The sequence below is a fragment of the Brevundimonas sp. FV1ye28 genome (assembly GCF_058681135.1).
In genome coordinates this window covers 324,200-336,809 of record NZ_CM178731.1, presented here as the reverse complement: position 1 = coordinate 336,809, position 12,610 = coordinate 324,200, and the positions used below count along the sequence as shown (strand labels likewise).

12 protein-coding genes are annotated in these 12,610 nt (G+C 67.2%); 5 read left to right on the top strand and 7 right to left on the bottom strand.

Going from position 1 to position 12,610, the window contains the following annotated elements; translation table 11 throughout:
* Positions 1 to 17: 17 nt before the first annotated feature.
* Entirely contained in the window at positions 18 to 1,481 is a 1,464-nt protein-coding gene (locus tag ACW171_RS01690) for a GumC family protein (protein ID WP_492095333.1), read from the bottom strand.
* Positions 1,482 to 1,574: 93 nt separating this feature from the next.
* Between ACW171_RS01690 and ACW171_RS01685 the strand changes: the two genes are divergently transcribed.
* Positions 1,575 to 2,300: a polysaccharide biosynthesis/export family protein gene (locus ACW171_RS01685; RefSeq protein WP_492095331.1), complete on the top strand. Its 726-nt coding sequence runs from the start codon at positions 1,575 to 1,577 to the stop codon at positions 2,298 to 2,300.
* Positions 2,301 to 2,578: 278 nt separating this feature from the next.
* Here the strand turns inward: ACW171_RS01685 and ACW171_RS01680 are convergent, their stop codons facing one another.
* A complete protein-coding gene (locus tag ACW171_RS01680; RefSeq protein WP_492095330.1) occupies positions 2,579 to 2,887 on the bottom strand; it encodes a sel1 repeat family protein in 309 nt (102 codons plus the stop codon).
* A gap of 199 nt (positions 2,888 to 3,086) precedes the next feature.
* Positions 3,087 to 3,806 (bottom strand): glutathione S-transferase N-terminal domain-containing protein, encoded by a 720-nt coding sequence (locus tag ACW171_RS01675; RefSeq protein ID WP_492095328.1) that lies wholly within the window; start codon positions 3,804 to 3,806, stop codon positions 3,087 to 3,089.
* Between the two features lie 171 nt (positions 3,807 to 3,977).
* Here ACW171_RS01675 and ACW171_RS01670 point away from each other — a divergent pair, with 171 nt between their 5' ends.
* Positions 3,978 to 5,099: an RcnB family protein gene (locus tag ACW171_RS01670; protein WP_492095326.1), complete on the top strand. Its 1,122-nt coding sequence runs from the start codon at positions 3,978 to 3,980 to the stop codon at positions 5,097 to 5,099.
* Positions 5,100 to 5,120: 21 nt separating this feature from the next.
* Here the strand turns inward: ACW171_RS01670 and ACW171_RS01665 are convergent, their stop codons facing one another.
* The 4 genes from ACW171_RS01665 to ACW171_RS01650 form a co-directional block, all read right to left on the bottom strand.
* Positions 5,121 to 5,393 (bottom strand): hemolysin, encoded by a 273-nt coding sequence (locus ACW171_RS01665; RefSeq protein WP_492095324.1) that lies wholly within the window; start codon positions 5,391 to 5,393, stop codon positions 5,121 to 5,123.
* Positions 5,384 to 5,734 (bottom strand): hypothetical protein, encoded by a 351-nt coding sequence (locus ACW171_RS01660; RefSeq protein WP_492095322.1) that lies wholly within the window; start codon positions 5,732 to 5,734, stop codon positions 5,384 to 5,386. Before ACW171_RS01660 ends, ACW171_RS01665 begins: the two co-directional genes overlap by 10 nt.
* Positions 5,716 to 6,165, bottom strand: coding sequence for a DNA polymerase III subunit chi (locus ACW171_RS01655; protein ID WP_492095321.1), 450 nt, complete (start codon positions 6,163 to 6,165; stop codon positions 5,716 to 5,718). The genes ACW171_RS01660 and ACW171_RS01655 overlap by 19 nt, the downstream gene beginning before the upstream one ends.
* A gap of 62 nt (positions 6,166 to 6,227) precedes the next feature.
* Positions 6,228 to 7,700: a leucyl aminopeptidase gene (locus ACW171_RS01650; protein WP_492095319.1), complete on the bottom strand. Its 1,473-nt coding sequence runs from the start codon at positions 7,698 to 7,700 to the stop codon at positions 6,228 to 6,230.
* 96 nt (positions 7,701 to 7,796) lie between these two features.
* Here ACW171_RS01650 and ACW171_RS01645 point away from each other — a divergent pair, with 96 nt between their 5' ends.
* Genes ACW171_RS01645 through ACW171_RS01635 form a run of 3 tightly spaced genes read left to right on the top strand, consistent with a single transcriptional unit; the run spans position 7,797 to position 12,597 of the window.
* Positions 7,797 to 8,978, top strand: coding sequence for an LptF/LptG family permease (locus ACW171_RS01645; RefSeq protein WP_492095317.1), 1,182 nt, complete (start codon positions 7,797 to 7,799; stop codon positions 8,976 to 8,978).
* Positions 8,975 to 10,123 (top strand): LPS export ABC transporter permease LptG, encoded by a 1,149-nt coding sequence (gene lptG, locus ACW171_RS01640; RefSeq protein ID WP_492095315.1) that lies wholly within the window; start codon positions 8,975 to 8,977, stop codon positions 10,121 to 10,123. Before ACW171_RS01645 ends, lptG begins: the two co-directional genes overlap by 4 nt.
* 38 nt (positions 10,124 to 10,161) lie before the next feature.
* The gene (locus tag ACW171_RS01635) at positions 10,162 to 12,597 is read left to right on the top strand and encodes an LPS-assembly protein LptD (protein ID WP_492095313.1); all 2,436 of its coding nucleotides are present in this window, start codon (positions 10,162 to 10,164) and stop codon (positions 12,595 to 12,597) included.
* The last annotated feature ends 13 nt before the right edge of the window (positions 12,598 to 12,610 follow it).

The window sequence follows — 12,610 nt, the reverse complement described above, 5'->3', positions numbered from 1 at the left end:
AGGCTAACACGATGATCTCAATGAGCCTTCATCGGAGCGACGGCCAGGACCGGCATCTCCAGCGTCCGTCCCGCGATCGCCGGCGTCGCATAGCCCCGCCGGGTGAACACCCTCAGCAGCCCGACGCACAGGGCCGTGAAACCGGCGAACAGCACCACCAGCGCCAGCAGCGGCAGCTTCAGGCTCGTCCCCCGCGTCGGCGCCGCCGCCCGCTCGATGACCCGCACATTGTCCGCGCCCGCCGCCACCAGTCCGTTGTCGGCCCGGCTCTGGGTCTCGCGCTGCTGGAACTCGCGGATCGAGGCCGTCAGGACGTCCCGGTTGGAGCTCAGGGTCGCGTTTTCGGATTCCTCGCGGGTCAGCATCGCCTGACGCTGGCGGATTTCCTCCAGCTGCCGGTTCACCGACGCCAGTCGCGCCGCCATCGCATCCCGCTCGCCCTGGGTCGTGATCCGCGTCGATTCCAGCTCGGTCCACACCGGGTTCGGCCCCAGACGGACCTCCTTGGCGCCCACCGTGGTGCCCGAGGCCACATAGGCCTGCAACCCCGCGATCCGCGCCTCGATGTCCTGGATCGGCTGGCTGCCGGGCTGATAGCGGGCCAGGAGTTGCTCCCGCTCGGTTCGCAACTGCAGGATCTGGTCCTGGGCCGAGACGTTCAGGTCCTGCTGCAGCGTCACCTCCGCAGGCGTCGCCGCCTGCTGCGCCACCAGGGTCTGCAACCGCCGCGCCGCCTGGTTGAGCAGACTCTCGGCCGCGAACTTGTCCGCCAGAACCGTCTGATAGGCCGCCGCCAGCGCGGCCTTGCTGGCCGCGAAGTCGCCGATGTCGTTGGAGGTCAGGAAGGCCTCATAGGTCCGGTCCGCATCGGCCAGTTCGTCCTCGAACACCCGGCGCTGGGTCTGGATGGCCTCGGTCGTGCCGTCGCGGAACACTTCGCGGCGATAGATCTGGTACTGGTCGATCAGGGCGTTCAGGACCCGCGCCGACTTCTCCGCGTCGTCGCTTTCGAAGGCCAGGCCGATGACAGCGCCCTGGGGGGTGGTCGAGATGGTCAGGCCGTCGTTGATGAACTTGATCGCGTCGCCTTCCTGCTTGGCCACGGGATCGGTGTTCACCTTGCCCGGCTTCTGGAAGAAGGCCAGGCCCAGGGCCCGCACGGCGCGCAGCTTCACTTCGCGGGAACCGATGATATTGGCCTCGGCCTGCGCCACCTCGCCGACGGCCGGCGGCTGCGACTGGCGGTCGGTCATCCCACCCACGCGCGGCTGATAGACATACTCCTGACCGGGACTAACCAGCAGGGTGGCCCCGGCGGTGTAGGTCTTCTTCAGGGTCATTACGGCCGCTGCGCCCAGACCCAGCACCAGCACGAACACCAGGATCATCACCACCAGTTCGCGGAACAGCAGGCCGATGACGTCGAACAGCCCGTAGCGCGGTCGCGCCGAGACATAGGCTGTCGTTGTGGCCGAACGCATGGAACTGGCGAATCCGTAGGAAAGTGAACCGTGTCCGATCCTTCGCCTGTCGGCGTTAACCACCCGTTACCCATAACTGGCGAGTGTCGCCCTATGTTCGATCGGCGTCAGATTCTTTGGACCATGGGCGCGGCCATGGTCGCCTCGTCCGCAGCCGGCTGCGCCTCGGGCCAGTCTTCGCCGGCCGGCCAGCGCATCCAGCGCGGCGACTTCGAAGATATCGCCTTCGCCGACTGGACGGAGGCTGAGCCGGAATACCTGCTCTATCCGGGTGACGAGATCGAGGTCGCCACCCCGACGGCCACCGAACTAACCCGCACCATCCGCGTCGGCCCCGACGGCCGCATCGCCCTGCCCCTGATCGGACAGGCCATGGCGGCGGACCGGACCCTGGCCGAACTCGAGTATGAACTGTCTTCGGCCTATGCGTCCCAACTGGTGCGCCCGATCGTCGAGGTCACCCTCAAGACCGCCGGCCCGGTGAAGGTCTGGGTTGCAGGCGAGGTCCGCACCCCCGGCGTCTACGACCTGATCGGCGACAGCGACGCCTATCAGGCCATCGTCCAGGCCGGCGACTTCCTGCCCAGCGCCCGCCCGCAACAGGTCGCTCTCATCCGCCGCGGTCCCGGCGGCGTTCGCATGATGCGGGTTGTGGATCTGCGCCAGCGGCGCGGAGAGGTCGTGGCCCTGCGGCGCGGCGACCTTCTCTACGTGCCGCGCTCGACGCTCGGCGAACTGGCTAACTTCTTCACCCAGGTGAAGGCGGCCCTGCCCGTCGGCTTCAACTATACGATCAACGGCCAGTATCAGCAGTTCTAGTCTGCTGCGGAACGCGGCGCGCATCGAGCGTTGACGCGGCGGAGAATTTATTCATGTCCGGACCTTGTATGCTGCCGGGTGCGCGCCACCTGCACAGCCAAGGTCTTTGACAAGTCGATCACAGGCGCCGAAGCGCTCCAAAAGAGTCCCGACGGTGGGACTCGAGTCCCATTCGTCCTCAAAGGCGATCTGCTGAGATTTCAACGAGATCGCGCCGCACGCTCCACGTTCTGGACGATCTGGACTCTGAATTCAGAGCCCCATCCGTCGCGGAAACCTCAGGCGGCCAGCTTGACCACGCCGGCGTCGATGTAGCGACGGGCGGCGCGCTGGGCTTCGGCGATTTCTTCGCGTTCCATCTCTTCGGACATCTCGCGGCGATAGACGCGGGCTTCGATCGAGCCCTTCATGGCCGCCAGGTTGAAGATCATGTGGGCCGAGACCCGGTCCATCGGGCAGCCGCCCGATCCCGAGGAATACATCATGCCCAGCCGGAACAGGGCTTCACCGTCCATGTCGGCGGTGGGCAGGGGCAACGAGGCCTCGGCTTCGTTGTGCAGTTCCGGCGCGGTTTCTTGCGCGTTCATCACGGTCGTCCTTTGCGATGGCGGACGTCCGTTCTGGACCCGCCCTTCGACCGTGATCAAATACCCCCGGTTTGAAGTTAAAGTTAACAGCGCCCCGGACCGTAAAGTCTTTTCAGTAAAGGGAAAATGAATACCGCAACCGCGGTTCAGACCTCCGAAATATACCGTAAAGGCGCCGTTTACCTTGATGCTGTGAAGCTTAACGCGCCCGCTGTCCGAACAGCACCTTCCGGGCCTCCTCCGCGGCCTTGCCGGACGCCGCCAGGTTCTTGCGCATCTCGTCGCCCAGCGCCCGACCCGCCTTCACCGCCGGCCGCTCCCCGACCCGCTCCATCCAGCCGGCCAGATGCGGGAAGTGGGCCAGATCCTGTCCCTGCACCTGCGGCAGGATCCACGGCCAGGCCGCCATGTCGGCGATGGAATAGTCGCCGGCCAGGTACTCCCGGTCCGCCAGCCGTCGATCCATCACGCCGTACAGCCGGTGCGTCTCGTCGGTATAGCGGCGCACCCCATAGGCGATCTGCCTCTGATCCTTGATGATCGCCGGGGCGTACTGGCGGAAATGATGGGTCTGCCCCGCCATCGGTCCCAGGCCTCCGACCTGCCAGAACAGCCACTGATCGATCTCGACCCGCTGGCGGACATCGGCGGGATAGAACCGCCCCGACTTGTTGCCGAGATACTGCAGGATCGCCCCGCTCTCGAAGATCGAGATCGGCTCGCCGCCCGGCCCGTTGGGATCGACGATCGCGGGCATACGGCCGTTCGGACTGATGGCCTGGAACTCGGGCGTGAACTGCTCGCCGGCGCCGATGTTCACCGGCTTCATCTCATAGGCCAGCCCCATCTCCTCCAGGGCGATAGAGACCTTCCACCCATTGGGCGTGGGCCAGTACCAGAGCTCGATCGGGGCGGTCATGGCGCGTCTCTCATCCGTGGGGCAGGCTTCGATCTGGGCGCGAAAAAGCGCGGCCGCAAGGTCGTCATGTCCCGTCAGCGGCGTCTGAACCGCCGTTCAGCCACCGTTCATGGACAAAGGCAGACCGTGATCACGAGCCGCCGGAGAACCGGCGTGCGGGGAAGAAACGAAATGAAATCGATGCTGACGGCCTTCGTGGCCTTCACCGCCCTGGCCCTCCCGGCCGGTCTGCCTGCCCTGGCGATGGCGCAAGACGAGGTGGCCATGGTGGTCGAGGCGGCTCCGCCGCCCCCTCCGCCGCCGGCGAACGATGCGGGCGGCCGCTTCCAGCCGGACGAGAACACGCCTCCGCCGATGCTGGCGCAAGCCCGCTTCGAACAGCCCCGCCCCCAGGTCCAGGACGTTCAGGACCGACGCGGCGGCGGTGACCGAGGCGGACGCGGCGGCGGCGACCGTGGCGGAGAGCGCGGCGGTGCCAGAGACCGTGGCGGGGATCGCGGCGGCCAGGGCGGCGGTAACGGCGGCGGCTGGAACGGCGGCGCAGACCGTGGCGGCGATCGCGGCGATCGCGGTGGAAACCGTGGCGGCGGCCGCGAGCGCGATCGCGGCGGCAATACCGAGACCGGCAACGGCCCCGGCCGCTGGAACCAGAACAACCCGCCCGTCGTGACCCCTACGGCCCCGACCCAGGACCGAGGCGGTCAGGATCGCGGCGGACGCGGCCGCGACAATGATGGCCAGGACCGGAACCGCGGCAACGACGGTCGCGGCCGGGACAACAACGGCGGCTGGAACGGCGGTGATCGGGGTCGCGACGGGCGCGGCCAGGACTGGAACCGGGGCAATGACGATCGCGGCAACGGCGGCTGGAACGGCCAGAACAACGGCGGCCGCAACTGGCAGAGCGACCGCAACGGCCGCCGCGACTACAACGGCTGGGGCAACCGCTGGAACCAGAACGACTGGCGCCGCAGCTGGAACCGTGGCCGCTCGAACGACTGGTGGCGCAACGATCGCGGGTTCCGAGGCTATACCGGCTTCCGCAGCGGCTTCTACTTCGCGCCCAACTACGGCTACTACGCTGTTCCGAGACAGTATTTCGGCCAGCGCTACTATGAGGGCGGCTACCTGCCTTCGATCTTCTGGCGCTACAGCCTCAGTGACTACCGCACCTACGGGCTCGGCTACCCGCCTCCGGGGACTCAATGGGTCGCCGTCGACAACACGATCTATCTGATCGACAGCTACGACGGCTACATCATCGAGGTCATCCACGACGCCTGGCGCTGGTAGCGCCAGGCGGGCGGGCCGGGGTCAGCCGCAGTCGACGCTGCGGATGATCCCGGTCGCTTCGTCGAAGCGGATGTTCAGGCGGTTCGGACGATAGTCCTCCGTCGCTGAACATGTCGTGCAGACGAACCGGACATTGGCCCCGGGCGCAAAATCGACCGCCCCCCTATGACTACCGATCAGCGACTGGGCCGCAGCCGCATCGCATTGTTTGGGTTCGTCCGGCCGCGGTGCCGGCGGCTGGGCGCAAGCCGCCACCAGACCACCCGCCAGCATCAGACCCGCGATCATCCGCATCGAACCTGCTCCACGATCTCGGTCTGGGTGTTGTAGAAAATGTTCAGCCGGTAGGGCGAAAAGTCCATCGTCACCGGGCAGGTGGTGCAGACCACCCGGCGATTGACCACCTCGACCGGCACAGGGATCTCGTTCCTGTGCTTGCCGACCAGATACTGGAAGTCGGCGGCCTTGCAGAGATCGGCCTCGCCGTCCGGCATGCGCGACCCGACCGGCTGGTTGGCCTCGGCCTCGGCTACCACGGCGGGAGCCGGAGCCTCCACCGCCGCCGGCCCCGACGAACAGGCGGCAAGGAACAGGCTCGACGCCAAAAGAGGCGCGATCAGGCCGCCTTTTCCCAACGCCCTTCGTCCGACTGCTTCCAATAGGCGAGGTTGGCCCCCTGCCCCTTCAGCGCCTTCCAGCGTTCCCTCGCCTGATGCAGGGCGGTCTCGTCCCGCCCGTCGAATATGATGAAGCACCGCTCGAACTCCTCTGTGAGACTCATGTCTGAGCCGTCGACGATGAACAGCGCCTGAGACCCGTTCGGGTTCTCATTTCCCGCCGTCAGCAGGATGGGCTGGCGCTCTGCATGCGGCTGGTCCGACAGGCCGTGGGCCAGGAAACTCTCGTCCCGCCAGGTCCACAGACGTTCGTCCATGGCCTCGCGCGCATCCGGGTCGGCGACCCTGACGCGCGCGCGCCAACCTCTCTGGAGCGTGCGGTCCAGCAGCTCAGGCAGAACCTGATCCAGCGTGGACCGCTCCAGATGATAGAACCAAACCTCCGACACGCCGCGCCGTCCTTCCCTTCCTGTTCCAGACGCCGCCGCGAGCCGCCCGCCTTACACGGCGATCAGTTTTCGTATTTGTCGGCCACCATCCGGTCCAGCAGACGCACGCCCCAGCCGACCGGGCCGTCCGGCACGGTCGGGCGCGTCGACTTGGCGACCCAAGCCGTCGGAGCGATGTCGATGTGGGCCCACGGCGTGCCGTTGACGAACCGCTGCAGGAACAGGGCCGCCGTGATCGAGCCGCCGTCGCGACCGGCCGAGTTCTTCACGTCGGCGTTCACACTGTCCATGATCTTGTCGTACTGCGGCGGCATCGGCATGCGCCAGACGTTCTCGTTGACCTTGGGACCGGCGGCCAGGATGGCGTTGGCGACATCGTCGTCGTTCGAGAAGACGCCCGCATAATCCAGGCCCAACGAGATGATCATCGCGCCCGTCAGGGTCGCCAGATCGATCATGAACTTCGGCTTGAAGCGGTCCTGCGTGTACCAGAGGGCGTCGGCCAGAACGAGGCGACCCTCGGCGTCGGTGTTGATCACCTCGACCGTCTGGCCCGACATCGAGGTGACGATGTCGCCCGGACGCTGGGCGTTGCCGTCAGGCATGTTCTCGACCAGGCCCAGGACGCCCACGGCATTGACCTTGGCCTTGCGGCCCGCCAGCGCGTGCATCAGTCCGGCCACGGCGGCGGCGCCGCCCATGTCCCAGATCATGTCTTCCATGCCGGCGGCCGGCTTGATCGAAATGCCGCCGGTGTCGAAGCAGACACCCTTGCCGACGAAGGCGATCGGCTGGTCGCCGGCCACACCGCCGTTCCACTGGATCACGGCCAGCTGGCTCTCGCGCACCGACCCCTGACCGACGCCCAACAGGACGTGCATGCCCAGGGCTTCCATCTCTTTCTCGCCGAGGATTTCGACGGTCGCGCCCAGACGCTCGAGTTCCTTCACACGGCGCGCGAACTCGGCCGGGTAGAGGATGTTGGCGGGCTCAGCGACCAGATCGCGCGAGAAATAGACGGCATCGGCCACGGCGTTCAGGCCTTCGGCGGCGGCATTGGCTCCCGCAGCGTCCTTGGTGACGATGCGGACTGTCTTGATCGACGGGATCTTGTCCGGCTTTTCCTTGGTCCGGTACTTGTCGAACCGATAGGCGGCCAGACGCACGGCGAAGGCGGCGCGGGCCGCCTCGGCGCCCGACAGATGTCCCAGGTCGAGGGTCAGGGTCTCGGCGCCCGACAGCTTCACCGCGTTGTAGGCGGCGCCGGCGGCGGTCTCGAGCGCCAGATCATCGAACTTGCCCGCTTCGCCCGCGCCGACCAGCACGATCGAATCTGCCTGCACGCCTGCGGGCGCGGCCACGACCAGACTGGAGTGGGAGCCACCGGTGAAGCGGCTTGCGCCCATCGCCTTGGTCAACGCGCCACCGGTCGCGGCGTCATGCGAAGCGCCCTCTCCGGTCAGCACACGGCCGTCGTTGACGAGGATGGCGAGCGCGCCGGCAGCACCGGCTTCGGCGACGAATTCGATCTTCATGGAAACGCAGACTCCAGCCGGGATGGAGACTCCCGGTCATTGAACTGTGGGTGGTCACACCTGCCATTGTCGGCGGCGCGCCCGGACGTGTATTAGATGCGCCGCAACGTCCGCGCCCGCAACCGGGTGATTTTCATCGCCCGCATGACCCTGATTCAACGCTACCTTTTCCGACAGATCAGTTTGCCAGTCTTTGCGGCCTGCGGATCGCTGGTCGGAATCGGCCTTTTGAGCCAGAGCCTGGATCAGCTCGAGGTCATCGTTGAGCGCGGCCAGAGCGTCTGGGTGATGCTGAAGCTGACCCTCCTGGCCGTGCCCCAGTTGTTGGCCGTCATCCTGCCGATCGGCCTGTTCGTCGGTGCCCTGATCGCCCTGACCCGGCTACAACGCGAACAGGAACTGACCGCCGCCTATGCAAGCGGCATGTCGCGCTGGCAGATGATCGCCCCCGCCGCCCGCCTGGCCATAGCCGTCACCCTCGTAGCCCTGGCCACCAATGTCCTGATCCAGCCCTGGGCCCAGAGGACGGCGCGCGAACAGGCATTCGAAATCCGCACCGACCTCGCCGCCCTACTGGTCGAGGAAGGCCGGTTCGTCCAGGGTCCCAACGGCCTGACCGTCTATGTCCAGCAGATCGAACAGAACGGCCTGTTGAAGAACCTCTTCATCTACATCGAGGACGGCGACAGGGTCACGACCTGGGACGCCACGGAGGCCCGCTTCGGCCGGGTCGACGGCCAGCCGGTTCTGACGATGAAACAGGGGTCCTGGCAACAGTACGACTCAAAGGGGGTCCTCCAGCAACTGTCATTCGACGGATACGTCTTCCCGCTCGGCCAGTACGTCACTGACGACCAGAACATCCGCTACAAGCCGGCCGATCTGTGGATGACCCAGCTGTTCGACCCTTCACCTGCGCTGATCCGCGACACCGCTCCGCGCGGCGAACTGTTGGCCGAGGCGCACAGCCGCCTGTCCTCACCCCTCTACGCCCTGACCGCCATGGCCATGGCGCTGGCGGCCATCATGGGCGGTGCCTTCAGTCGCACGGGCTACAGCATGCGGATCGCCAAGGCCTCGGCCGCCTTCCTGCTGGTACGCATCTTCGGCTACGCCGTCGTGGCGGCGAGCGCCTGGAACAGCTGGCTCAACGTCTTCCAGTACCTGTTGCCCATCGCTGCGACCGCCGTTGCACTGCGCCTGCTGTTCCGCGCCCTGAAACCGCGTCGGTCCAAGGGCGGATCGCCCCTGGCCCAACTCAAGGCGCGCTTCGCATGACCGGTCTGGGATCGATCGCCGACGCGCCCCGTCATGTCCTCAGCGCCCTGCGGCTGGGGCGGATCGAACGCTATGTACTGATCCAGCTGGCCCGCTCGCTGGGCGTGGCCTTGGCTGTCATCGCCGCCCTGGTGATGCTGATCGACTTCGTGGAGATCTCGCGCGGTCTCGGCTCGGACACCGACCTGTCGGGCCTGCGGATTCTCGGCCTGATGCTGCTGAAGTCGCCGGCGGTGATCGTCCAGTTGCTGCCCTTCGTTTTCCTGTTCGGCACCCTGGCGGCCTTCGTCGGTCTGAACCGGCGTTCCGAGTTGGTCGCCATGCGCGCAGCCGGCGTCTCGGCCTGGCGGTTCGTCCTGCCCGCAGCCGGCGCCGCCCTGGTGCTGGGCGTCCTGACCGTGACCGTGATCGGCCCTGTCGCCGCCTCGGGCGACGGCCTGTTCCAGCGCGAGCGTCAGCGCATCTCGGGCTCGATCGTCAGCGGCGACGAACAGGAGGCGATCTGGCTGCGCGAAGGCGACGGTCCGCGTCAGATGGTCATCCGCGCCGCGCGTCAGGATCGGGCCAACGCCCGCCTGCTGGACGTGACCTTCTTCATCTACGCCACCAATCCCGAGGGTCGTCGCGCCTTCACCGAGCGGATCGACGCCCCCTCAGCCAGCCTCAGCGCCGGCCGCTGGCGACTGCTGGATGCCGTGGGCGCCCAGACCGGTCAGCGCGCAGTGCGATACGCCACGCTCGACCTGCCCTCCAATCTCGCCGACGACGAGGCGTTCGAACGTTTTGCCCGCCCGCAGTCCACGCCCTTCTGGTCTTTGCCCGGCCAGATCCAGCGGATCGAGGACGCCGGCTTCTCGTCGACAGCCTACCGTTTGCGGCTCCAGACCCTGCTGTCCACGCCGCTCGCTTTCGCGGCCATGACTATTCTGGCCGCCGCCTTCTCGCTCAGGCTGATGCGTCTGGGCGATCTGGCGCGCATGGCCGTGGTCGCGGTCGTGCTGGGATTTGCCTTCTTCTTCCTCAACCAGTTCTCGGCCGCCATGGGGTCCGCCGAGGTGGTGCCGCCGTTCGTTGCGGCCTGGTTGCCGGCGATCCTGACGGCGCTCGCCGCCTTCACCTTGCTGTTCTATACCGAAGACGGCTAAGCGAGCCCCCGGCGGGGGCCTGAAGGAACGGTTGAACTATGCGGGCTGAAGGCGCCGTCTCTCGCAAGAACGCTCTGCGCGGTCGCCTGCTGGCGGGAGCCGCCCTGCTGGTCTGCGCGCCGGTCTCCGCCTTGGCCCAGACAGCGCCAGCGCCTCAGACCGCCCCGGTCGTCGCCGACGGTCTCGCTGCGGATTCCATCTACATCGAGGCCGACGAGGCCGGACGCCAGGGCGACGTCATCAGCGCGACCGGAGAACGCGACCGCGTCTATGCCCGTTTCCAGGGCCACACCCTGCGCGGCCGGGCCGTCACCTACGATCTGGCTCAGGGCATCGGCACGGCCGACGGGGATGTCGAACTGATCGACCCCGACAGCAACACCGTCTTCGCCAGCCACCTCGAACTCGATTCGGACCTGCGGGCCGGCGTCGCCGTCGACTTCGCGACGCGCACCGCCACCGGCGCCAGCCTGATGGCCGCCACGGCCGTCCGTCGGTCCGAGAACGTCAATGAGCTGAACTACGCCCTCTTCACCCCCTGCCCGATCTGCGACGCCGAGGGGAACCCGAAGACGCCCTCGATCGCCATCCAGGCGGAGAAGGTGGTCCAGGACGAGGAGTTGCGCGCGGTCCTTTATCGCAACGCCGTGTTCAAGGTCGGCGGCGTGCCGGTCCTGTGGACCCCCTTCTTCGCCCACCCCGATCCCACGGTGGAGCGGGCGTCCGGCTTTCTCGTGCCGATCTTCAACTACGACGACGGGCGCGGCGTATCGGTGGAAACGCCCTATCTGCACGTGGTCTCGCCGTCCGAGGACTGGCTGATCAGTCCTCAGTTCAACACCCGGGTGCTGCCGTTCCTGAACCTGCAATGGCGCCGCCGGTTCGCCGACGGGACCATCGTCGCGCGCGGCGGCTACACCTATGCCCAGAACTTCGGCGACTTCGACCTGAACGGCGACGGCTCCGCCGAATCGAACGTCGACTTCGGCGACCGCACCAGCCGCAGCTACTTTCTCGGCTACGGCCGGTTCGATCCGGCCGGCCCGTGGCGCTGGGGCTTCACGGCCGAGCGGACCTCGGACAAGACCCTGTTCGACCGCTACGACGTCATCGATCCCTATCAGGACAACGGCCTCTACTACGGCGACCAGCGCCGCCTGATCAGCCAGATCTACGCCGAACGCCAGACCGCCCGCTCCTATCTCTCGGTCGCCGCCTTCTCGATCCAGAGCCTGCGCGTCGCCCAGTTCAACGACGTCACCCCGGCGCTGAACATCTTCGAATCCGACGGCGCCCTGCCCCTGGTCGCACCCCTGATCGACGCACGGTGGGAGCCGTCCGGTCCGGTGCTGGGCGGACGCCTGCGCCTGCGCGGTTCAGCCGTGTCCCTGTATCGCGACGACTATTTCGGCAGCCCGGTCCTGCGCCCCGAGGTGGTTCCGACCGGCTCGACCCTGGGCCTCCCCGGCGTCGACAGCCGTCGCGTGACCGGCCAGTTGGACTGGCGCCGGACCTTCACCTCGGCCGCCGGCATCCGCTACGAGCCGTTCGTGGACGTGCGCGGCGACGTCTATTCCGTCGCCGACCTGCCGCCGCTGCTGGGCCTGGAGGACGAGACCATCACCCGCGGTCGCGCCTCCCTGGGCGTGGACGTCAGCTATCCCCTGATCCGCCGTCTCAGCGAAGGCGCCGATCTGATCGTCGAGCCGCTGGGCCAGATTTCGGTCTCCACCGATCCCGACCTCGACGCGCGAATCCCGGTCGAGGACGCCCAGACGCTGGAGCTCGACGAATCGTCCCTGTTCCGCATGGATCGTTTCCCCGGCTACGACCTGCTCGAAGGCGGGGTCCGCGTCACCGCCGGCGTCCGCACCACCCTGCGCTGGAGCGAAGGCCGCACCGCCAGCCTGTTCGTCGGCCGCAGCATGCGCGACGCCGAGGAGGACGCCTTCCGCATCCCGATCCCGGACGCCCCGACGAGCCTGTATGACCCCTCCGGTCTGGCGGCGCAGACCTCAGACTGGGTCGTCCAGGCCAGCTTCCAGCCGTCGGACCGCGTCCGGGGCTGGGGCCACGCGACAGTGGACGGATCGGGCGACATCCGCCGCGCCGAGATGGCCGTCGATGGCCGCTGGGGCCGGCGCAATCTGGCGACCCTCAGCTATATCGTCGATCGCTCCAATCCGCTGGATGGACCGCTCAACCGCAACTACGAATTCGTCCAGCTGGCGGGCCAGCAGTTCGTCGCCGGCAACTGGGGCGTGGCGGTCGCGGGCATCGCCGATCTGGAGCGCGACCTGATCACCCGATCGGAAGTCGGGATCGTCTTCGATGACGACTGTTTCCGCGTCGAGGTCGGTTATCGCCGGGACAACACCCGCGTCAGCCCGACCGGTCCCTCCGAAGGCGTCTATTTCCGTCTAAACCTCGCCACTTTTGGAGGGTCAGGCTATGGATCAAACGGCTTGCGTTAGGCATGACGCGTAA

What these genes read in the sequence shown, in the direction of transcription:
- ACW171_RS01690 (WP_492095333.1), bottom strand. Translation starts at nt 1,481, where the DNA reads ATGCGTTCGGCCACAACGACAGCCTATGTCTCGGCGCGACCGCGCTAC.
- ACW171_RS01685 (WP_492095331.1), top strand. Translation starts at nt 1,575, where the DNA reads ATGTTCGATCGGCGTCAGATTCTTTGGACCATGGGCGCGGCCATGGTC.
- ACW171_RS01680 (WP_492095330.1), bottom strand. Translation starts at nt 2,887, where the DNA reads ATGAACGCGCAAGAAACCGCGCCGGAACTGCACAACGAAGCCGAGGCC.
- ACW171_RS01675 (WP_492095328.1), bottom strand. Translation starts at nt 3,806, where the DNA reads ATGACCGCCCCGATCGAGCTCTGGTACTGGCCCACGCCCAATGGGTGG.
- ACW171_RS01670 (WP_492095326.1), top strand. Translation starts at nt 3,978, where the DNA reads ATGAAATCGATGCTGACGGCCTTCGTGGCCTTCACCGCCCTGGCCCTC.
- ACW171_RS01665 (WP_492095324.1), bottom strand. Translation starts at nt 5,393, where the DNA reads ATGCGGATGATCGCGGGTCTGATGCTGGCGGGTGGTCTGGTGGCGGCT.
- ACW171_RS01650 (WP_492095319.1), bottom strand. Translation starts at nt 7,700, where the DNA reads ATGAAGATCGAATTCGTCGCCGAAGCCGGTGCTGCCGGCGCGCTCGCC.
- ACW171_RS01645 (WP_492095317.1), top strand. Translation starts at nt 7,797, where the DNA reads ATGCGCCGCAACGTCCGCGCCCGCAACCGGGTGATTTTCATCGCCCGC.
- lptG (WP_492095315.1), top strand. Translation starts at nt 8,975, where the DNA reads ATGACCGGTCTGGGATCGATCGCCGACGCGCCCCGTCATGTCCTCAGC.
- ACW171_RS01635 (WP_492095313.1), top strand. Translation starts at nt 10,162, where the DNA reads ATGCGGGCTGAAGGCGCCGTCTCTCGCAAGAACGCTCTGCGCGGTCGC.